The sequence below is a fragment of the Micromonospora peucetia genome, from assembly GCF_900091625.1.
Taxonomy (GTDB): domain Bacteria; phylum Actinomycetota; class Actinomycetes; order Mycobacteriales; family Micromonosporaceae; genus Micromonospora; species Micromonospora peucetia.
In genome coordinates, this window is sequence record NZ_FMIC01000002.1 from 1,920,892 (window position 1) to 1,940,735 (window position 19,844).

Sequence of the window (19,844 nt, forward strand, 5' to 3'; positions counted from 1 at the left end):
CAGGTATGTCGGCGGAGACGGTAACAACCCCGCGCACCTGGGGAAACTGCGTGGCCTGGGAGTGAGAGGCCAGTTACGCCACGTGCCCGGCGAATGCGCCGGCTCAGCCCTCGGCCGGCCCCGTTTCGGAGGTCCCCGGTCCGGGTGGCGGAGGCTGGTGCGCCGCCGGATCGGGACAGATCAGGTAGCCGGGCGGGGCGACACGGTAGCCGCCGGGCGTGAGCGACGGAGCGTAGGCGACCGGGAACACGGGGTACGCGGTGGGTGGCACGGCCAGGGACTCGGTCCGGGGCACGAACCACCGGTTGGCGGGCGGCAGCGCCAGCAGCAGAACCACCGCGAAGGTGAGCAGCAGCACGGTCAGCACCCCGACCCCGGCCAGCGGGAACAGCACCGCGTCGAACGTGTCGGGCCCGGCGTAGAGGGCCTCGGAGAACTTCGACTCCGCCCAGATGTCGGCCTCCGGCGCGGCGGAGTCTCCATCCGGGTACTCGCCCTCCACGTACGGCCCCTCTTCGAAGCCGAGGACGAAGAACAGGGGAAACACCAATGCCCCGAAGAGTCCCTGGCAGAGGCAGACGGCCAGTTGCAGGCCGCCGGCCACGAAGACCATGATCCTGGCGGTGTTGCCGCCGCGACGCACCGGCACCGCGGTGGCGGCCAGCCAGAGCGCGAGCAGCAGCGTGGGCAGGCCGACCACCACCGTCATGGTCACGTTGATCCAACGCTCCCCGCGCACCTCGTCGGGGTCGGCGTCCGGGACCGCCCGCACCGCTCGGTCGATCTGGCCGTCCCACTGGATCGCCTGGGTGACCAACAGGGCCACCAGGGCGAGCAGGGCCAGCACCGCGACGAGCTGCAACCAGAAGGCGATGGTGACGGTGACGGGTCTGGGCGGGCGTACCGGGGCGTCGGCGGGCGGCGTCATGGGACGGAAGGTACGGACCGGCGCCAACCGTCGGCAGCCCCGATCGGGCGGTGCCGGACCGGCGAACGGATCATGCTGCGGCGAGCCGCTCCGACGCATATTCGCGCAGGGTGCTGCGGCCCATGACGCAGCCGATGAAGGTGCCGAACTCAGCCGGGTCGTCGCGCAGCGCCGTCCAGGCGGCCCGCCCGGCCGCCGGGTCGACGCGTTCCAGCAGCGTGGCGGCGTAGACGCGTCCGGCCGGGGTGCCCTCGTCGAGCAGCCGCTCCAGCTGCCCGCGCAGGTTCTCGGGTCCGTCGCCGAGCGCCGCCTCCACCCGCCGGTACGCCTCGGTCACCGGCAGCACCGTCCCGGCGATCCCCACCCCACCGAACGCCACCATGTCGGCCTGCCGCAGCTCGTCAAGGGCCGCCGCCACTCCCCGCTCCCGATCCTTCCCATTCCCAACCATCCCCCACTCCTTCCCCGTCGGCCCGCCGGCCACCCTGTCGATCAAGAGGTTTGCGTCCTCAGCATGGTCCTGCCGGAACGCAAACCTCTTGATCAACGCGGGCAGGTCCGGGTGGGTCCGGGTGGGTCAGGCTGGTGAGACCGTCAGGGCGTTGCCGGGGTCTGCCAGGGTGACCTTGACCGTGTTGCCGTCTCGGATCTGGCCCGAGAGGAGAGCCTTGGCTAGTTGGTCGCCGATGGCTGTCTGGACCAGGCGGCGCAGTGGGCGGGCGCCGTAGATGGGGTCGTAGCCGTGCTCGGCTAGCCAGGTGCGGGCCGGGTCGGTGATCTCCAGGCCCAGGCGGCGGTCGGCGAGCCGCTTCCGGAGCCGGTCGAGCTGGATGTCGACGATGGAGCTCAGGTCGTCTCCGCGCAGCGCGGCGAAGACCACGATGTCGTCGAGCCGGTTGAGGAACTCCGGCTTGAAGTGCGACCTGACCACCGCGAGGACGCCCTCCCGGCGCTGCTCCTCGGCCAGCGTCAGGTCGCCGATCACCGACGACCCGAGGTTGGAGGTGAGGATCAGGATCGCGTTGCGGAAGTCCACCGTACGGCCCTGCCCGTCGGTGAGCCGGCCGTCGTCGAGCACCTGGAGCAGGATGTCGAACACGTCCGGGTGGGCCTTCTCGACCTCGTCCAGCAGGATCACCGAGTACGGCCGGCGGCGCACCGCCTCGGTGAGCTGGCCGCCCTCCTCGTAGCCGACGTAGCCGGGCGGAGCGCCGACCAGTCGGGCGACGGAGTGCTTCTCGCCGTACTCGCTCATGTCGATGCGGACCATGGCCCGCTCGTCGTCGAAGAGGAACTCGGCGAGCGCCTTGGCCAGCTCGGTCTTGCCGACACCGGTCGGGCCGAGGAAGAGGAAGCTGCCGGTCGGGCGGTCGGGGTCGGCAACGCCGGCCCGGGCGCGGCGGACCGCGTCGGAGACCGAGCCGACCGCCTCGGACTGACCGACCACGCGGGCGCCGAGCGACTCCTCCATCCGCAGCAGCTTGGCGGTCTCGCCCTCCAGCAGCCGGCCGGCGGGGATGCCGGTCCAGGAGGCGACCACGGCGGCGATGTCGTCCGCGCCGACCTCCTCCTTGAGCATCGCGCCCTCGGCATGGAGCCGGGCCAGCTCCTCCTCGGCCTGCTTCAGCTCGACCTTCAGGGCGGGGATCCGGCCGTATCGCAGCTCGGCGGCCCGCTCCAGCTCGCCGTCGCGTTCGGCCCGCTCGGCCTCGCCGCCGAGCCGCTCCAGCTCCTCCTTGGCGGTGGAGAGCTTGGTGATGTGGCTCTTCTCCAGCTGCCAGCGCTCCGACAGGACGGTGAGCTGCTCGCGCTTGTCGGCCAACTCCTTGCGCAGCCGCTCCAGCCGTTCGGCGGAGGCGGCGTCCGGCTCCTTGGCCAGCGCCATCTCCTCGATCTCCAGCCGACGCACCGCCCGCTCGATCTCGTCCACCTCGACCGGCCGGGAGTCGATCTCCATCCGGAGCCGGGACGCGGACTCGTCGACCAGGTCGATCGCCTTGTCCGGCAGGAACCGGTCGGTGATGTAGCGGTCCGACAGCGACGCGGCGGCGACCAGGGCGGCGTCGGTGATCCGTACGCCGTGGTGCACCTCGTAGCGCTCCTTGAGACCGCGCAGGATGCCGATGGTGTCCTCGATGGTCGGCTCGCCGACCAGCACCGGCTGAAAGCGGCGCTCCAGGGCCGGGTCCTTCTCGATGTGCTCGCGATACTCGTCGAGCGTGGTCGCGCCGACCATCCGCAGCTCGCCGCGGGCCAGCATCGGCTTGAGCATGTTGCCGGCGTCCATCGAGCCTTCGCCCTTGCCGGCGCCGACGACGGTGTGCAGCTCGTCGAGGAAGGTGATGACCTGGCCGTCGGAGTTCTTGATCTCCTCCAGGACGGACTTCAGCCGCTCCTCGAACTGGCCCCGGTAGGACGCGCCGGCGACCATCGCGCCGAGGTCGAGCGAGACGAGCTTCTTGTTCCGCAGCGACTCGGGCACGTCGCCGGCGATGATCCGCTGGGCCAGGCCCTCCACGATGGCGGTCTTGCCGACGCCCGGCTCACCGATCAGGACCGGGTTGTTCTTGGTACGCCGGGACAGCACCTGGATCACCCGGCGGATCTCGGAGTCCCGGCCGATGACCGGGTCGATCTTGCCGTCGCGGGCGCTGGCGGTCAGGTCCACGCCGTACTTGGCCAGGGCCTGGTAGGTCTGCTCGGGGTCGGCGCTGGTGACCCGCCGGTCCCCGCCACGCACCGACGGAAACGCGGCGACGAGCGTCTCCTCGGTGACGCCGGCCGCCTTCAGCGAGTTCGACACCGCACCGCCCACCTGGGCCAGGCCGGCGAGCAGGTGCTCGGTGGAGGTGTACTCGTCGCCGAGCGGCCGGGCGATCTGCTCGGCGGCCCCGATGGCGTTGACGAACTCCCGGGCCAGGGTCGGCTCGGCGAGGCTGGAACCCCGCGCGGCGGGCAGTGCGTCGACCGAGCGCTGGGCGACCCGACGCAGCTCGGCGGGGTCGGCCCCGACGGCGCGTAGCAGGCCGGCGGCGGTCGAGCCGTCGGTGTCCAGCAGTGACAGCATCAGGTGCCAGGGCTCCACGGTGGCGTGTCCGCGCTGGTTCGCCAGCGCGACGGCACCGGTGATGGCCTCGCGGCTCTTGGTGGTGAGACGTTCCGTGTTCATGGGCTCCCCCGGATCGGCGTGTCCACTGGAAAGGACACAACCAGAGTTGAGCCTATTCCGCTCAACCCTGGACGTGTGAGCTGGATCACTCTCGCCCGCCGGCCGTCCCGCCTGCCGCCGACCGCCCCGCCCCGCCGATGCCCGCTGCGTCCGCCGGAACGGGCATCGGCGTTCGGCCCCTGTCGAGCTGAATCGTCTACGACATCACCCGCGCGCCCGCCCCGGCGGGCGGGAAGCGCAGGGCGCGTCGTGGTCGGCCGGCAGCGCACACCGCCGGCCACCGTCCAGCGTGCGGTGCGGTCGCAGAAGACCCAGTGTCGTACGCCCTGGGCGTTGGCGTCTTCGTGGCGGAGAAGCACTGGCGAGGTCACGGAACGGAGCGGCCCTCCTGGGCAGGTTCCACACGAGCCGGTGGGGAGTAGCCTGACGGCCGTGCGCGTACGTGTCGAACAGACCGCCCTGCCTGGCATCGGGGTCCGTCATGATCTGCTGACGGAATCCGGCCGCCGCCTCGGCGTCGTCTCCCACCGCAATGGCCGCCGTGACCTCGTCCTGTACGACCCGGACGATCCCGACTCATGTCAGCACGACATACCGCTGACCGACGACGAGGCGGAGGCGCTGGCCGACATCCTCGGCGCGTCCCTGATGCTCGGCCAGCTCGCCGGGCTGCGCGAGCAGGCCGCCGGGCTGCTCACCGAGCAGATCGCCATTACGGCCGGGTCGAAGTACGTCAACCGGAAACTCGGCGACACGCAGGCGCGTTCCCGTACGAGCGCGTCGATCGTCGCGGTACTGCGCAACAGCGAGGTGATCGCCTCGCCGGACCCATCCTTCCGCTTCGCCGCCGGTGACGTGGTGGTCGTCGTCGGGACCCGCAAGGGTCTCGACGGAGTGACAGCCATTCTCGCCGACAGCGACCCGGACGGCTGAGGCGCGGATGCACGAAACGACAACGCTGCTCATCGAAGTCGGTGCGCTGCTGTTCCTGCTCGGCCTGCTCGGTCGGCTGAGCCGCCGGATCGGCCTCTCGCCCATTCCCCTCTACCTGCTCGCCGGGCTCGCCTTCGGCCACGGCGGCCTGCTCCCCCTCAACGCCAGCGAGGAGTTCTTCGGGGTCGGTGCCGAGATCGGCGTGATCCTGCTGCTGGTGATGCTCGGCCTGGAATACTCGGCCAACGAACTCGTCGGCAACCTGCGCGCCGCGGCCCCCGCCGGACTGATCGACGCGCTGCTCAACGCACTGCCGGGGGCGGTGTTCGCGCTGCTGCTCGGCTGGGGCTGGATCGCCGCCCTGGTGCTGGCCGGCATCACCTGGGTCTCCTCCTCCGGCGTGATCGCCAAGGTTCTCGCCGACCTCGGTCGTCTCGGTAACCGGGAGACGCCGGTGGTCCTGTCGGTCCTGGTGATCGAGGACCTGGCCATGGCGTTCTACCTGCCCCTGGTGACGGCGGTGCTAGCCGGCAGCGGCCTGCTCGGCGGCGGGATCGCGCTCGGCGTCGCGGTCGGCACCGTACTGCTGGTGCTGGTGGTCGCCATCCGGTACGGCAACCTGATCTCCACGGCCATGTCGGCGAAGGACCCGGAGGCGCTGCTGCTCGGCGTACTCGGGATGACCCTGCTGGTGGCCGGCATCGCGGCGAAGCTCCAGGTGTCGGCGGCGGTCGGCGCGTTCCTGGTCGGCATCGCGCTCTCCGGGCCGGTGGCGCACCACGCCACGGAGCTGCTCACGCCGCTGCGGGACCTCTTCGCGGCGGTCTTCTTCGTCTTCTTCGGCCTGGTCACCGACCCTCGGGACATCCCGCCGGTGCTGCTGCCCGCGCTCGCGCTGGCCATCATCACCATGGGGACGAAGACGCTCACCGGCTATCTGGCAGCCCGTCGGGTCGGCATCGCCGAACCCGGTCGATGGCGGGCCGGCCTGACCCTCGTACCCCGGGGCGAGTTCTCCATCGTCATCGCCGGGCTCGCGGTGGCAGCCGGCAGCGTCGAACCGGAACTGGCGGCGCTCGCCACGGCGTACGTGCTGATCACCGTGGTGACCGGGCCGATGCTGGCACGGCTACCCGACTTCGCGTGGTTCAAGCGCTGGCTGCGGCAACGCGGTGCGGCCCAGCGGGCCCGGCCGGCGCCCGTGTCCGACTGACCGATCTCCGCTGCCGAGGGCCGGATCGACCGTACGGTCGGCCCGGCCCTCGGCCATCGGTTTGTCGAATCGCTCCCCTCGGGGTCTACCGTCGGCCAGCGCTCCGGGTTACCGTTTCGCCCCAGCAGCCAGAGCTAGTGGGTGGCCGACGCCCCCGCGGACGAGAGCGGAAGGTTGGCCGGTGAGCGTGCAGGAGTGGACGTTCCACGGCTTCGCCAACCCCGTCGACCCGACGCCCGCCGAGTTGCGGACTTGGGCCTACCAACCGGATTCCGTACCGCTGACCTCGATGCCGCCGGACTGGGACCTGCTGGTCTCCGGCGACCGGCTGGTGGCGGTGCTCTTCGACCTGGCGATGGACCCGACCTGCCCGGCCCGCCGGTTCGCGCTGCACTGTCTCTACATCTACGCCGCCGACGGCATCCGGACGAACTTCCGCGCTCACCCGAAGCGGCGCTTCCGCAAGCTGGTCGAGCAGGCCGAGCGCAACGGCGACGACCTGATGCGCACCTGGGCGTACAACAGCCGGGTGCTGCTGGCCCGCCCGGAACTCTTCGTCTACCGGGACTGGTGCGAGGGCGGCCTGGTCCGGGAGAACCGCCGCCTCGCCTGAACACCACACGCGCCCGCGCGGCGCGCCGGCGTCCCGGCCCGCACCCCGAAACGGCGGGTTTTCCGGGTCCCCACACGGGCACCACGGCGTCCGGCCGCACCCCGAGACGGCGAGCTTTCCGGGCCCCACACGGGCACCACGGCGTCCCGGCCCGCACTCCCAAACGGCGAACGGGCCGGGGCCCCCCGTGGGTCCCGGCCCGCACGTCGGCGGATGGTCAGTGTTCCGGTCCGCCCTGCTTGTGGCGTCTCGTCTCGTCGCGCCCCTGGTCGACGCCGTGGTCGACCTGGTCGGCGAACCTGCCGTTCTTGATCTTGTCGGTGAAGCTGCCCTCGGTGACCCGGTCGAATCTCTCCCGGACGCTCTTCGCCAACTTTTCGAGCCGGTCCTCCGTCTGCTGCGCTACCTTCCTCGCCGCTTCCGTCATGGCTCCCCCTGCCACTGAAGTCCGGATTAAGCTGGTTAGACCTGATTCGGAGGTTAGCGGATCCGGTGCCGTCCCCGCCGGCAAACCCGCCAACCGCGCCCGGTGGAACACCGTGGGTGTCACTGCCTGCGGATGACACCCACGGTGTTCCACCGAGCGCCTCGTATCGAGGCGCTGCGAGGGTCTGCCCCATGCGGCGACGCGGATGGTCCGGCGAACCCGCAGTTTCGCGCGTCGCCCCCTCTGCCGTCCCGGCCGGCGCGCGGTTACCGGGTAGGGCGACAGAGCCAGCTTGACCTCAGGCGCGGCGGCCCACCCAACGAACGTCGCCCGCCAACGGTGATCAGGACACCATGGACCTTAAAACGGCCGGGTAACGTCCATGGCGTCCTGATCACCGGGCCGCTCGTGCGTCTCTGCCCGCCGCTCGCGCGGGAGGGAGCGGGAGAGAGCGGGAGGAGCCAGCGCTCGGCGGTTGACGTCATGCAGCGCGACGCTGCTGTCACTAATTTTTCGTGACTTGTGTCCGGCGTCGGGGGTGGGCACGCGCTGGGACGACGCGCAGGGATGCCGGTCGGCGGCGGTGAGATCGGCCGTACGGCAGCGGGTAGCGGTGGGGCCGGCGTCCTGTCCGGGGACGGACGGCGAGGGCCGGGCGGCAACGACCGGACGGCGAGGGGTCGGGCGGTAAAGGCCGGGCGGTAAAAGACCGGGCGATAAAGACCGAACGGCGAGGGGCCGGGCGGCAAAGGGGGGAAGGCGGGGGTGGGAAGGCGACCGCGCCCGGCCGGGGGAGGGCGGCCGGGCGCGGTGGGGTGTCGTCAGCGGTCGGGATTCCGTCGGGGACGCCAGACGACCAGCGCGGTGGAAATACGGTTGGTCGGCACCATGTCGCTGCCCGGGAAGGGAGCGATGGCCTCCAACTCGGCGATCCGGCGGTATGCCGCGTCCAGCTCCGCCTCCAGCCGGGCCACCCGCTGCTGCGCCTGCTCCAGCAGCCGCTCCAGCCCGATGATCCGTTTGACCCCGGCCAGGTTGATCCCGTCGTCCTGGCTGAGCCGTTGCACCTCGCGCAGCAGCACGACATCGCGCACGCTGTACCGGCGTCCGCCGCCGGCGGCACGTCCCGGCTGGACCAGGCCCAACCGGTCGTACTGGCGCAGGGTCTGCGGGTGCATTCCCGCCATCCGCGCCGCCACCGAGATCATCAGCACCTTGGCCTCGTAGGCAGGGTCACCCGAGCCGCCGAACTGATCCGACATCCCGCTCACCTCCGCGTGCACTCCACCGAGCAGACTGAACACCGGGTCAACTGAAACGACGTACCCGCGCCTCGAGATGTTCCCGGGCGGCCGGCGGGGTCTGCGCGGCGAAGGTCTCCAACGCCACACGCGCCTCGTCGGACAACCGCGCGGGCACCACCACGTCGAGCGTCACCAGCAGGTCACCCGCCTGACCGTCACGGCGGACCACCCCCTTGCCCCGGGCCCGCAGGATCCGACCGCTCGGCGTGCCCGGCGGCACCCGCAGGGTCACCGTGCCGTCGAGAGTGGGCACCCGCAGGTCCGTGCCGAGCACGGCCTCCGCGAATGTGACCGGCACCGTCAGCGTGAGGTCGTCGCCGGTACGCCCGAACAGCTCGTCCGGCCGCACCTTGACGTGTACGAAGAGGTCGCCCGCCGAGCCGCCCCGCGTGCCCGGCTCGCCCCGCCCGGCCAGCCGGATCTTCTGGCCGTCCGCCACCCCGGCCGGGAAGCGGACGTTCAGTGTGCGGGTCTTGGTGACCCCGCCGGTGCCCTGGCACTCGGGGCACTTCTCCTCCACGATCGTGCCCACGCTCTGACAGTTGCGGCACGGCTCGGAGAAGCTGAACGACCCCTGGTTGCGGTTGGTCGCCCCGGCCCCGTGGCACACCGGGCAGGTACGCGGCTGGGTGCCGGGCTTGGCCCCGTTGCCGTGGCAGGTGTCGCAGACGCCTGGGGCGCGCAGCGTCAGCGGAAGCGTCACCCCGCGTACGGCGTCCTCGAAGTCGAGTGCCACCTCGGTCTCGACGTCCCGCCCCGGGCCGGGCCGCGGGGCGCCGCCCCGCCGCCGGGACCACCGGCGCCACCGGAGAAGATCGAACCGAACAGGTCCTGGAAGCCGGCCCCGCCGAAGCGACGGTCACCGCCCCCACCGGCGGCGCCCCCGAACAGGTCGGAGACGTCGAACGGCACGCCGCCGGGCTGGCCGGCGCCACGGGCACCCCGCCGGAACGCGCCCGAGCCGAACAGCGAACGCAGTTCGTCGTACTCGCGCCGCTTGGCGTCGTCGCCGAGCACGGCGTACGCCTCGGAGGCGACCTTGAAACGCTCCTCGGCCTTCGGGTCACCGGGGTTGTGATCCGGGTGCGAATCCCGGGCCACCTTCCGGTAGGCCTTCTTGACGTCGTCTGCGGAGGCGGCCTTGTCCACGCCCAGCACGGCGTAGAAGTCCTTCTCGATCCAGTCCTTGGAACTCACCGGTCCACCCCCTCCCTAGCTGGGGACCGACCGTCCCGCCCGCCCTCTGCGGGCGGGCGGGACGGTCCGGTCGTCGTACTTCCGCACTACTCCGGGTCGGCGACCGCGACCATCGCGGGCCGCAGTAGCCGCTCACCGGCCTGGTAGCCCCGGCGCATCACCTGCACGCAGGTGGGCTCGGTGACGTCGGCCGAGGTCTGGTGGGCCACCGCCTCGTGCCGGGTCGGGTCGAACGGGTCGCCCTGCTCGCCGAACGCGGTCAGCCCGAACTTGCCGAGCGCCGTGGTGAGCTGTTCGGCCATGGTGCCGAACGGCCCGACCAGGTCACCGTGCTCGCGGGCCCGGTCCAGGTCGTCGAGGATCGGCAGCAGCGCGGCGAGCACCGCGCCGGTCGCCTGCTCGGTGACCAGACCCTTGTCCCGGTCCACCCGCTTGCGGTAGTTGGCGTACTCCGCCGTCACCCGCTGGAGGTCCCGGGTCCGCTCGTCGAGGTCCTTGCGCAGCGCCTCCAGCTCGGCGCCGAACGCGGTCGGGCCGCCGTCGACCGGCTGTGCCGGGGCGTCCACCACCGGCGGGCCGGTCACCTCGGCCGCCTCGACCTCGATCTCGTCGACCACGACCTCGGCCTCCTCGACCAGGCCCTCGGCCGGTACGTCCGACCCGGCGTCGGCGGCGGCCGGCTCGTTGGTCTCGCTGATCTTGCGGTTGTTGCGGATGACGACCCGCGGCCCGTCGCCGGCCTGCTCGGCGGGCGCGGAGCCACCCGGCGCCGACCCGGTCGCACCCGGGTCGGCGGCTCGTGGCTTCTCCGTCATGGGGCTACCTCATCCCTCTGCCGTGGTGCCGTGTCCGGGACGGATCGTCACTTCTTGTCCTCGTCCACGATCTCCGCGTCGACCACGTCGTCCGGGCCACCGGCCTGCGGCCCGCCGGCCTGCGGGCCACCGGTCGCCCCGGCGCCCGCGGCACCCGCGGCACCCGCCGCACCCGGACCGGCCTCGCCCGGCTGCTCGCCCGGCTGGTTGTAGAGCAGCGAGCCAGCCTGCTGGGAGACCTGCGCCAGCCGCTCGTGGGCCGACTTGATCTTCTCGATGTCCTGACCACCGAGCGCGCCGCGCAGCTCGCCGAGCGCCTCGTTGATCTGGTCACGGGACTCCGACGGCAGCTTGTCGCCGCTCTCGGCCAGGAACTTCTCGGTCTGCCACTGGAGCGCCTCGGCCACGTTGCGGGTCTCGGCCTCTTCCCGGCGACGCTTGTCGTCGTCGGCGTGCTCCTCGGCGTCGCGGCGCATGCGCTCGATGTCGTCCTTCGGCAGCGAGGAGCCGCCGGTGATCGTCATCTTCTGTTCCTTGCCGGTACCGAGGTCCTTGGCGTGGACGTTGACGATGCCGTTGGCGTCGATGTCGAAGGTGACCTCGACCTGCGGCACGCCGCGCGGCGCCGGCGGGAGGCCGGTCAGCTCGAAGGTGCCGAGCTTCTTGTTGTAGGCCGCGATCTCCCGCTCGCCCTGGAACACCTGGATCAGCACCGACGGCTGGTTGTCGTCCGCCGTGGTGAAGACCTCGGAGCGCTTGCTCGGGATGGTGGTGTTGCGCTCGATCAGCTTGGTGAAGATGCCGCCCTTGGTCTCGATGCCCAGGCTCAGCGGGGTCACGTCGAGCAGCAGGACGTCCTTGACCTCGCCCTTGAGCACACCGGCCTGGAGGGCGGCGCCGACGGCGACGACCTCGTCCGGGTTGACGCCCTTGTTGGGCTCCTTGCCGATGAGCTGCTTGACCAGGTCGGTCACGGCCGGCATCCGGGTCGAACCGCCGACCAGGATGACGTGCTCGACGTCGGCGACCTTGATGCCGGCGTCCTTCACGGCCTGCTCGAACGGGCCCTTGCAGCGGTCCAGCAGGTCCTGCGTCATCCGCTGGAACTCGGCCCGGCTGAGCGTCACGTCGAGGTGCAGCGGGCCCGCCGCGCCAGCCGTGATGTACGGCAGGTTGATGTTGGTGGTGGTGGCGGCGGACAGCTCGATCTTGGCCTTCTCGGCCGCCTCGCGGAGCCGCTGCAGGGCCATCTTGTCCTGACCCAGGTCGATGCCGTGCTCGCCCCGGAAGGTCTTCACCAGGTGGTCGATGATCCGCTGGTCCCAGTCGTCGCCACCGAGCTGGTTGTCACCGCTGGTGGACTTGACCTCGACGACGCCCTCGGCCAGCTCCAGCAGCGACACGTCGAAGGTGCCGCCACCGAGGTCGAAGACCAGGACGGTCTGCTCCTTGGAGCCCTTGTCCAGCCCGTACGCCAGGGCCGCCGCGGTCGGCTCGTTCACGATCCGCAGCACGTTGAAACCGGCGATCTCGCCGGCCTCCTTGGTGGCCTGGCGCTGGCTGTCGTTGAAGTAGGCCGGGACGGTGATCACCGCGTCGCTGATCTGCTCGCCCAGGTACGCCTCGGCGTCCCGCTTGAGCTTCATCAGCGTGCGAGCCGAGATCTCCTGCGGGGTGTACTTCTTGCCGTCGATGTCGACGGTCCAGTTGGTGCCGACCTCCCGCTTGACCGAGCGGATCGTCCGGTCCGGGTTGGTCACCGCCTGGCGCTTGGCGACCTCGCCGACGAGCACCTCTCCGTTGCGGGCGAACGCGACGATCGACGGGGTCGTCCGCGCGCCCTCAGCGTTGGCGATGACGGTGGGCTCACCGCCCTCCAGAACGCTGACGCAGGAGTTCGTCGTGCCGAGGTCGATACCGACCGCACGTGCCATCTTCGCTTCCCTCGCTTCATCACGTTGTGGGCAGGTGACGGGCGACGCCCGCCGAGCTGCCCGGCGGACGTCGCCCGCAGCGACCCCACCATAAGTTGAGTGAACTTGACTCAATAGTGCCACGCCCCGCGAAATCGTCAAATCGGGGTTGAGTCGATCCGACGCAACCCCGGTTGGTACCGACCGGTTGTCTTCCCTTGCTTCGGTCGGGCACGCTTTAGCGGTGACGACGCACGGCGATCCCGCCACCCCGGCCGGCACGCCCACCGTCGCAGCCCGCACCGGCCCCACGGACGCCGGGGAGGACCGGCCCGCCACCACCGGGGACGACAGCCTGCCCGCCGCACTGGCCGGCCTGCGCGCCGCGATCGGGGCGGCCCGGTTCCCGCTCGCGCTGCCCTCCGCCGAGTCCGCACGGCGGGCCGGCGGGAGCCTCAGCGACCAGCTCGACGACTACCTGCTGCCCCGGCTGCGCCGGCTCGACGCGCCGCTGCTCGTGGTGATCGGCGGGTCCACCGGCGCGGGCAAGTCCACGCTCGTCAACAGCCTGGTCCAGGCGCGGGTGAGCGCCGCCGGCGTGCTCCGCCCGACCACCCGCTCCCCCGTGCTGGTCTGCAACCCCGCCGACTCGGGCTGGTTCCGGCAGGGCGAGCTGCTGCCCGGCCTCACCCGCAGCACCGAGCCCAGCGAGGACCCCCGCACCCTGCAACTGGTCACCGCCCCGGCCCTGCCCGCCGGGCTGGCCTTCCTCGACGCCCCCGACATCGACTCCGTGGTCGACGCCAACCGGGCCCTGGCCGGCCAACTCCTGGCCGCCGCCGACCTCTGGCTCTTCGTCACCACCGCCGCCCGCTACGCCGACGCGGTCCCCTGGGAGCTGCTGCGCAGCGCCCGGGCCCGGGGCGCGGTCATCGCCATGGTGCTGGACCGGGTGCCCCCGGAGGCGGCCGACGAGATCGCCGCCCACCTGTCGGAGATGCTCGCCGCGCAGGACCTGGGCGCCGCCCCGCTCTTCGTGCTGCCGGAGACCTGGGTCGACGGGCAGGGCCTGCTGCCCGAGCGGGTCACCGCTCCACTCGCCGCCTGGTTCGCCCGGCTGGCCGCCGACGCCGACGCCCGCGCCGCCGTGGTCCGGCAGACCCTTGACGGCGCGCTCGCCGCCCTGCACCCGGCGGTCGAAGGGCTCGCCGACGCCGCCGAGGAGCAGGTCGCCGCCGTCGACGCGCTCGACGAGCGGGTGCTGGCCGCGTACCGGGGGGCGCACCGGACCGTCGAGCAGGGGTTGAAGGACGGTCGGCTGCTCCGCGGCGAGGTGCTCGCCCGCTGGCAGGAGTTCGTCGGCACCGGCGAGTTCTTCCGCACCCTGGAGGCCCGCATCGGGCGGCTGCGCGACCGGGTGGTGGCGGCCGTCACCGGCCGGCCCGCGCCCGCGTCCGAGCTGCGGGACGCGATCGAGTCCCAGCTGGTGACCCTGCTGCGGGGCGTCGCCGCCGAGGCGGCCGAGAACGCGTACACCGGGTGGAAGGCACACCCCGCCGGGGCGGCGCTGCTCGAACCGGGGCTCGCCCATCCCGCCGCCGACCTGCCCGAGCGGGCCGAGCGGCTGGTCCGGGACTGGCAGCGTGGGGTGCTGGAACTGGTCCGTGCCGAGGGCGGTGACCGGCGCTTCGTGGCCCGCACGGCCGCGTACGCGGTGAACGCCACCGGGCTCGCCGTGATGATCGCGGTGTTCGCCTCGACGGCGTTCGTCCCCACCGGGCTGGAGGTGGCCACCGGGGCCGGCACGACCGTCGCCGCGCAGACCGTGCTCCAGGCGATCTTCGGCGACCAGGCGGTGCGTACGCTCGCCGCCAAGGCCCGGGCCGACCTGCTGGACCGGGTGCGGGCCCTGCTCGGCGACGAGGCTGCCCGCTACCTGGACCGGACGGCGGAGGCGCGGCCCCCCACGGACACCGCGACGGCCCTGCGCCGGGCCGCCACCCGGGTCGAGATCGCCCGGAACCGCAGCGGCCTCGCCGACGCGACCGTCGCGGGCCTGCCCGGCACCGAGGGTGGAGGGTCATGACCAACATCGTCGGGCGGATGCGCGAGGCGTTCCGCGGTGACCAGCGGGTGGACGCCGACGCGCTCGTCGCCCGCCTCGACGCCGTACGCCGGTTCCTCACGGTCGTCGACGGCCACCTGCCGGACGCCCGGCTGGTGCCGGCGCACACCCTGGTCGAGCGGGCCGGCACCCGGCTGGCGCTCTCCCGCGACCACACCGTGGTGGCCCTCGCCGGCGCGACCGGCAGCGGCAAGTCCAGCCTGTTCAACGCGCTCGCCCGGATGGAACTCTCGCCCGTCGGGGTGCGCCGCCCCACCACCGGTGTCACGCACGCCTGCGTCTGGGGGCCGCTCGACGGCGGCAACCGGCTGCTCGACTGGATCGGCGTGCTGCCCCGGCACCGGTTCGTCCGGGAGAGCGTGCTGGACGCCGACGACGAGTCCGCGCTGCGCGGGCTGATCCTGCTCGACCTGCCCGACTTCGACTCGGTGCAGCGGTCCCACCGGTCGGAGGTGGACCGGCTGCTCGGCCTGGTCGACCTCGTCGTCTGGGTGGTCGACCCGCAGAAGTACGCCGACCGCGTCATCCACACCAACTACCTGCGCGAGTTCCACCGGCACCGGGACGTCACCCTGGTCGTGCTCAACCAGGCGGACCGGCTGCCGCCGGCCGAGCTGCCCCGGGTGCTGGACGACCTGCGCCGGCTGCTCGACACCGACGGCCTGGACGGCGTACCGCTGCTCTCCACCACCGCCGTCGATCCGGCGGGCATGGTCGGCCTGCGGGAGGCGCTGGAACGCACGGTGGCCGAACGGCAGGCCGCGCTGCGACGGCTCCAGGGTGACCTGGACGCCGTGGTGGCGAGGCTCGACGAGCACGCCGGGGGCAGCACAGCGGCGGGCGGGCCGGACGACGCCGCCGTCACCGCGCTGCACCGGGCGTTGGCCGACGGGGCCGGGGTGCCGGCGGTCGCCGAGGCGGTCGAACGGGCGTACCGGCATCGGGGCGGCGCGGCCACCGGCTGGCCGCTGGTCCGGGGCTGGCGGCGGCTGCGGCCCGACCCGCTGCGCCGGCTGCACCTGCCCGGCCCGGCCGCCGGCCGCGACGAGCCGGCGGAGAGCCTGGTCGCCGCGACCTCGGTGCCCGAGCCCACCGCCGCGCAGCGCTCGGCGCTCGGGCTGGCGATCCGGTCGGTGGCCGACCGGGCCGGGACGGACCTGCCCGGCGCCTGGCCGACCGCGGTGACCGCCGCCGCCCGGTCCCACCTCGGCGACCTGCCGGACGCGCTGGACCGGGCGGTGGCCGGCACCGACCTCGGCATGGACCGGCGGCCGTTCTGGTGGCGGTTCGTCGGCGGCCTCCAGTGGCTGGTGACCCTGGCCGCGCTGGCCGGGCTGGGCTGGTTGGCCCTCGGCTACGCGCTGCGCGCGCTGGGCCTGCCGGCGCTGGAGCACCCGATGGTCGGCGAGGTGCCGCTGCCCACTCTGCTGTTCCTCGGCGGCCTGCTCGCCGGGCTGCTGGTGGCCGCCCTGACCAGGCCGATCATCCGGTGGGCGGCCCGCCGGGCCCGACGCCGGGCCGAGCGACGCCTCACGGCCGCGGTCGCGGCGGTCGGCGAGGAGCACGTGCTGACCCCGGTCCGGACGGTGCTCGCCTCCTACGCCGAGGCCCGCGCCGCCCTGCGAGAGGCCGCCGGCCGCTGAGCCGGGAATCCCGTCCCACGACAACCGCAGGTCGGCGGCGTGGCGCCGCGACGCGGGCGGGCGCTCGGGGTCGCTCGTACCGTCCCGAGGCGGGCGGCGGCGTAGGGTCGGTGGATGGGAACGCCTCAGACCCCGTACGAAGCGGTGCTGCACGCCGCCCGCGACGTGGCCAAGCTGGACAATGCCCTCGACGCGGAGATGCTCGGCGCGGCCCTGCTGGGCAGCGTCTACTCGGTCGCCGAAACAGAGCGTGACGCCGCCGTCCGGGACTTCGTGGCCGGTTTCCTGGCCGCCACCTCCCGCCGCCGCTCGGCCGCGGCGACCACCATCCGCGCCGTCTTCGCCGCGCTGGTGCCCGACGCCGAGGGCGCCGGCCGGGTCCGCCCCGGCGCCGCCACCCCGACCTGGGCCGCCCAGCTCGGCCACGTACGCCTGACCGGTTGCTGGTCCTACGGCGACGTGTACGGCGACCAGACCTCCTACCTGGCGACCTTCGCCTACGACGACCCGACTGGCGGTTCACCGCACGCCGTGGTGACGCTGCTCGACCACAACATCGGCATCACCAAGGACGTCTTCGTCGGCGGGCCGCCCGACCGGATCCTCGACCAGGTCCGGCAGATGTGTGCCGGGGACGAGCTGACCTGGTTCCGCGACGAGGAGCCGGCCCGGATGCGCGCCGAGGTGACCCGCCACCTGGCGATCACCGACGGCCTGACCGAGTTGCCCGGGGAGGGCTCGCTCGCCACCGACCGCGCCCTGCTCGGCGCCCGGCTGGCGCGGCTGCCCCAGGCTGCCGGCGCGGCCCCCGCGCCCGCCGAACCGCTCTCCGCCGCCGAGCGTACGGAGTTGGTCCGCCGGTTCCTCGCCGCACCGGAGGCGGCCCGGTTCGGCCTGGACGCCATCGACGGGGCGGAGCTGGCCTCGCTGCACTTCTGCCTCAGCCTGCTGCTGGACCACGCGGCCAGCTTCCCGGACGCCGACCCGATGCGGTGGAGCCCCACCGTGGCCGGGCTGTTCCTGCTCGACTGGGTGCACCGGCGGGCGGTGCTGGACATGGACGACGCCGCGCTGCTGCCCCGGGTGCTGCGCGGCTGGGCCGGGTACGCCGCCCGCAAGCGAGGGCTGCCCGAGCAGGCGGCGGCGCAGATCGACACGGCCATCGAGGAGATGGTGCCGGAGTTCGCCCGCCTCTACAGCACGGGTGAACGCCGCAGCCCCGCCACCGCCGCCGTCGCACAGCTGATGGCCGACGGCGTCGACCCCGACGACCCGGCCGCCCTCGACGCCTGGATCGAGGCCAACCGCCACCGCCTGACCGACGACCCCGCCTGACCCCGCCCCACCCCCACCCCCACCCGCCCCCGCCCCCGCCTCGTGTCGATTTTTTTGTCGATCATGAGGTTGGCGGCGCTGTCGATCTTCCTGGGCGCCGCCAACCTCATGATCGACGGCTGGCCCCCGGGGGAATCGGGGGGCGGGAGGGAGGGGGCGGGGAGGGTCAGCGGAGGGGGGCGAAGACCAGGGCGGCGACCAGGGCGCCCAGGGCGAGCCCTGCGACCACCTGGGGCACCGTGTGGTCGCGCAGGCGGACCCGGGACCAGCCGACCAGCGCTAGCAGTGGCGCGGCGGCCAGCAGCCCGGCCCCGAACGTGAACACCAGCACGACCACGGTGCCGGCGGCCACCGCCGAGTGGATCGACATCTTCCACCAGTGGCTCACCGCCACGGCGACCACCAGGCCGACCAGCCCGGCGGCGGCCAGTGCCAGCACCGGACGCGGCGCGCCGAGCACCGCGAGCAGGGCCAGCCCGGCGGCCACCGAGCAGAGGCCGAACAGCAGCGGGACCCGGCGCTGCTCGCGGACCCCCACGTGATGGTCGGTCAGCCGACCCCGCCGCACCCCGCCAAGGATGTACGCGAACGGGATGCCGCTGACGAAGAGCGTGGCCAGCAGCCCCCAGGCCAGGCCGTGCGCGCCGCCCCGGGCGCTGTGCCAGCCGACCGCCACCGTCAGCGCCGAGACCAGCACCGCAGGCGCGGTCAACTCGGTCACGAACCGGGCGAGCCGGAGGGCTCGGCCGGGTGGCGGCGCGGCGGCCGGACGGCTCTGGGGCCCCATACCCGAACCGCCCGATCCGTTCAGCGCCCCGCCTCTGCTCCGCCCCGGGCCGCCGCCCGGAAACCGTCCCCGTCATGTCCCCGGGCGTTCCAACAGGGCCGTGGTCACCGGAATCACCTGCCGTCGACCGTCACCGTACCCGCGACCGACCGTCCCGGTGCCCGGTCGGGCCCGACGGCCGTACCGGAACCGACGGCCGTACCGGAACCGACGGCCGTACCGGAACCGACGGTCACTCCGGGGCCGACTACCGGTTCGGGGCTTCGCTCGCGCCCACGATCGGGCCCGGGTCGACGGTCCGGCCCGGGTCAACGGTCGCGCCGGCGGTCCGGCCCGGACCGACGGTCGGGCCCGGATCGACAGTCCGGCCCAGGTCAACGGTCGGGCCCGGGTCAACGGTCGCGCCGCCGGTCGGGCCCGGATCGACGGTCGGGCCCGGATCGACGGTCGGGCCCGGATCGACGGTCGGGCCCGGATCGACGGTCGGGCCCGGATCGACGGTCGGGCCCGGATCGACAGTCGCGCTGGCGGTCGGGCCGTCGGGTGACGAGGAGTCGCTGGGCGCGGGGGTCGCGGTGGGCGCGGGAGGCAGTGGCGAGCGTGTGCTCGTCGGCTCCACCGAAGTCGGCTCGCCGGTCGGCGTAGGCGCCGGGTTCGGACTCGGGTTCGGACTCGGACTCGGACTCGGCGACGGCACCGGCGACGGGGTCGGGGTCGGGGAAGGGGACGGGGACGGGGACGGGGACGGTCTCGCCGGGGGCGGCGGGACCGGCCGGCCGCCGGGCCTGGGCGGGGGCTTCGGGTGCGCCGCCGCCCCGTGCTCCCGCGGCGGGGCCGGCGCCGCGACGATCGGCAGGTGAGGAATGGGCATGCCGGTCCACCAGTCACCCGGGGTGACCACGGCGGGGGACGGGGCGACCGGCGGCTGGCTCGTCGCCGGCACCGGGATCACCACCGGCCCGACCGAGGGGGTCGGCAGAAACGGGGTGCTGCTGTCCGGCAGGGCCGTACTGCCGACGGTGGCGGAGCCGGTGCTGATCGCGGCGAGGATCGGCATCGACGCGGTGCCTGCGAGCAGCGCCACGGTGAACAGGTACCCCCGGGACCCCCCGCCCGAGCCGGGAGCCCGGTGCGCGCCAACCACCGGGCGGTAGCTGGCAGCGCGGTGCCGGCCGAGGAAGGGCGTGGCGGGATCCTGTTCTGGCTCGGGCACCGCGCACTCCTCCTCGTTGGCTCCGGCGGCGGACGGGGTGGTTACGGCGACCGACCCGAGCGCCCGGGACACCGCCCGGACGCGAGGAAGCGGCAAAACCGCCCGACGCGGACGATCCCGCGCCAATCAGCCTGGACCAGTGACGCTGGGTCGGCCAACCCCACACAGCGTGTCGACACGCGTATATGGCCGAACGGTGACGAACCCTTGCCGGATGGTCCGCGCGTCG

General features: G+C 73.2%; 16 protein-coding genes and 1 pseudogene. 8 read left to right on the forward strand and 9 right to left on the reverse strand.

Annotation, left to right across the window (positions count from 1 at the left end; translation table 11 throughout):
* Positions 1-103: 103 nt before the first annotated feature.
* The 3 genes from GA0070608_RS09020 to clpB form a co-directional block, all read right to left on the reverse strand.
* Positions 104-928, reverse strand: a complete 825-nt coding sequence (locus GA0070608_RS09020) for a hypothetical protein (RefSeq protein ID WP_091624928.1) — start codon at positions 926-928, stop codon at positions 104-106.
* A gap of 70 nt (positions 929-998) precedes the next feature.
* A complete protein-coding gene (locus GA0070608_RS09025) occupies positions 999-1,379 on the reverse strand; it encodes a hypothetical protein (RefSeq protein WP_091624933.1) in 381 nt (126 codons plus the stop codon).
* 126 nt (positions 1,380-1,505) lie between these two features.
* Positions 1,506-4,097 carry an ATP-dependent chaperone ClpB gene (gene clpB, locus GA0070608_RS09030; protein ID WP_091624938.1) on the reverse strand — a complete coding sequence of 864 codons (2,592 nt, stop codon included), beginning with the start codon at positions 4,095-4,097 and terminating at the stop codon, positions 1,506-1,508.
* A 432-nt stretch (positions 4,098-4,529) separates the two neighbouring features.
* Between clpB and GA0070608_RS09035 the strand changes: the two genes are divergently transcribed.
* From GA0070608_RS09035 to GA0070608_RS09045, 3 genes are all read left to right on the forward strand, one after another.
* A complete protein-coding gene (locus tag GA0070608_RS09035; RefSeq protein WP_091624943.1) occupies positions 4,530-5,030 on the forward strand; it encodes a cation:proton antiporter regulatory subunit in 501 nt (166 codons plus the stop codon).
* A 7-nt stretch (positions 5,031-5,037) separates the two neighbouring features.
* The gene (locus GA0070608_RS09040; RefSeq protein WP_091624947.1) at positions 5,038-6,243 is read left to right on the forward strand and encodes a cation:proton antiporter; all 1,206 of its coding nucleotides are present in this window, start codon (positions 5,038-5,040) and stop codon (positions 6,241-6,243) included.
* A 181-nt stretch (positions 6,244-6,424) separates the two neighbouring features.
* Positions 6,425-6,856: a hypothetical protein gene (locus tag GA0070608_RS09045; RefSeq protein ID WP_091624952.1), complete on the forward strand. Its 432-nt coding sequence runs from the start codon at positions 6,425-6,427 to the stop codon at positions 6,854-6,856.
* Positions 6,857-7,073: 217 nt separating this feature from the next.
* On the opposite strand, the gene GA0070608_RS09050 is transcribed toward GA0070608_RS09045, so the two are convergent.
* The 5 genes and pseudogenes from GA0070608_RS09050 to dnaK form a co-directional block, all read right to left on the reverse strand.
* Positions 7,074-7,283 carry a hypothetical protein gene (locus GA0070608_RS09050; protein ID WP_091624957.1) on the reverse strand — a complete coding sequence of 70 codons (210 nt, stop codon included), beginning with the start codon at positions 7,281-7,283 and terminating at the stop codon, positions 7,074-7,076.
* An 821-nt stretch (positions 7,284-8,104) separates the two neighbouring features.
* Positions 8,105-8,545, reverse strand: coding sequence for a heat shock protein transcriptional repressor HspR (locus GA0070608_RS09055; RefSeq protein WP_091624961.1), 441 nt, complete (start codon positions 8,543-8,545; stop codon positions 8,105-8,107).
* Between the two features lie 46 nt (positions 8,546-8,591).
* A pseudogene (dnaJ, locus tag GA0070608_RS09060) lies at positions 8,592-9,784 on the reverse strand (molecular chaperone DnaJ).
* Between the two features lie 86 nt (positions 9,785-9,870).
* Positions 9,871-10,599, reverse strand: coding sequence for a nucleotide exchange factor GrpE (gene grpE, locus GA0070608_RS09065; protein ID WP_091624965.1), 729 nt, complete (start codon positions 10,597-10,599; stop codon positions 9,871-9,873).
* A gap of 47 nt (positions 10,600-10,646) precedes the next feature.
* Positions 10,647-12,533: a molecular chaperone DnaK gene (gene dnaK, locus GA0070608_RS09070; protein ID WP_091624968.1), complete on the reverse strand. Its 1,887-nt coding sequence runs from the start codon at positions 12,531-12,533 to the stop codon at positions 10,647-10,649.
* Positions 12,534-12,756: 223 nt separating this feature from the next.
* On the opposite strand from dnaK, the gene GA0070608_RS09075 reads away from it, so the two are divergent.
* From GA0070608_RS09075 to GA0070608_RS09085, 3 genes are all read left to right on the forward strand, one after another.
* Complete coding sequence (locus GA0070608_RS09075; RefSeq protein WP_091624971.1) at positions 12,757-14,598, forward strand: GTPase domain-containing protein; 1,842 nt, start codon at positions 12,757-12,759, stop codon at positions 14,596-14,598.
* Positions 14,595-16,280 (forward strand): GTPase, encoded by a 1,686-nt coding sequence (locus GA0070608_RS09080; protein ID WP_091624975.1) that lies wholly within the window; start codon positions 14,595-14,597, stop codon positions 16,278-16,280. Before GA0070608_RS09075 ends, GA0070608_RS09080 begins: the two co-directional genes overlap by 4 nt.
* A gap of 114 nt (positions 16,281-16,394) precedes the next feature.
* Positions 16,395-17,615, forward strand: coding sequence for a hypothetical protein (locus GA0070608_RS09085; protein WP_091624978.1), 1,221 nt, complete (start codon positions 16,395-16,397; stop codon positions 17,613-17,615).
* 166 nt (positions 17,616-17,781) lie between these two features.
* Here the strand turns inward: GA0070608_RS09085 and GA0070608_RS09090 are convergent, their stop codons facing one another.
* Positions 17,782-18,402, reverse strand: a complete 621-nt coding sequence (locus tag GA0070608_RS09090; protein WP_091624984.1) for a phosphatase PAP2 family protein — start codon at positions 18,400-18,402, stop codon at positions 17,782-17,784.
* 74 nt (positions 18,403-18,476) lie between these two features.
* On the opposite strand from GA0070608_RS09090, the gene GA0070608_RS09095 reads away from it, so the two are divergent.
* Together GA0070608_RS09095 and GA0070608_RS33370 are read left to right on the forward strand one after the other, a co-directional pair.
* Positions 18,477-19,262 (forward strand): LbetaH domain-containing protein, encoded by a 786-nt coding sequence (locus GA0070608_RS09095; protein ID WP_245715744.1) that lies wholly within the window; start codon positions 18,477-18,479, stop codon positions 19,260-19,262.
* 9 nt (positions 19,263-19,271) lie between these two features.
* Entirely contained in the window at positions 19,272-19,556 is a 285-nt protein-coding gene (locus tag GA0070608_RS33370; RefSeq protein WP_245715745.1) for a hypothetical protein, read from the forward strand.
* Positions 19,557-19,844: the final 288 nt, after the last annotated feature.

Excerpts from the sequence above, each read along its gene's own strand:
- GA0070608_RS09020 (WP_091624928.1), bottom strand. The coding sequence starts at position 928 with ATGACGCCGCCCGCCGACGCCCCGGTACGCCCGCCCAGACCCGTCACC.
- GA0070608_RS09025 (WP_091624933.1), bottom strand. The coding sequence starts at position 1,379 with ATGGTTGGGAATGGGAAGGATCGGGAGCGGGGAGTGGCGGCGGCCCTT.
- clpB (WP_091624938.1), bottom strand. The coding sequence starts at position 4,097 with ATGAACACGGAACGTCTCACCACCAAGAGCCGCGAGGCCATCACCGGT.
- GA0070608_RS09040 (WP_091624947.1), top strand. The coding sequence starts at position 5,038 with ATGCACGAAACGACAACGCTGCTCATCGAAGTCGGTGCGCTGCTGTTC.
- GA0070608_RS09050 (WP_091624957.1), bottom strand. The coding sequence starts at position 7,283 with ATGACGGAAGCGGCGAGGAAGGTAGCGCAGCAGACGGAGGACCGGCTC.
- GA0070608_RS09055 (WP_091624961.1), bottom strand. The coding sequence starts at position 8,545 with ATGTCGGATCAGTTCGGCGGCTCGGGTGACCCTGCCTACGAGGCCAAG.
- grpE (WP_091624965.1), bottom strand. The coding sequence starts at position 10,599 with ATGACGGAGAAGCCACGAGCCGCCGACCCGGGTGCGACCGGGTCGGCG.
- dnaK (WP_091624968.1), bottom strand. The coding sequence starts at position 12,533 with ATGGCACGTGCGGTCGGTATCGACCTCGGCACGACGAACTCCTGCGTC.
- GA0070608_RS09080 (WP_091624975.1), top strand. The coding sequence starts at position 14,595 with ATGACCAACATCGTCGGGCGGATGCGCGAGGCGTTCCGCGGTGACCAG.
- GA0070608_RS09085 (WP_091624978.1), top strand. The coding sequence starts at position 16,395 with ATGGGAACGCCTCAGACCCCGTACGAAGCGGTGCTGCACGCCGCCCGC.
- GA0070608_RS09090 (WP_091624984.1), bottom strand. The coding sequence starts at position 18,402 with ATGGGGCCCCAGAGCCGTCCGGCCGCCGCGCCGCCACCCGGCCGAGCC.
- GA0070608_RS09095 (WP_245715744.1), top strand. The coding sequence starts at position 18,477 with ATGTCCCCGGGCGTTCCAACAGGGCCGTGGTCACCGGAATCACCTGCC.
- GA0070608_RS33370 (WP_245715745.1), top strand. The coding sequence starts at position 19,272 with ATGCCGGTCCACCAGTCACCCGGGGTGACCACGGCGGGGGACGGGGCG.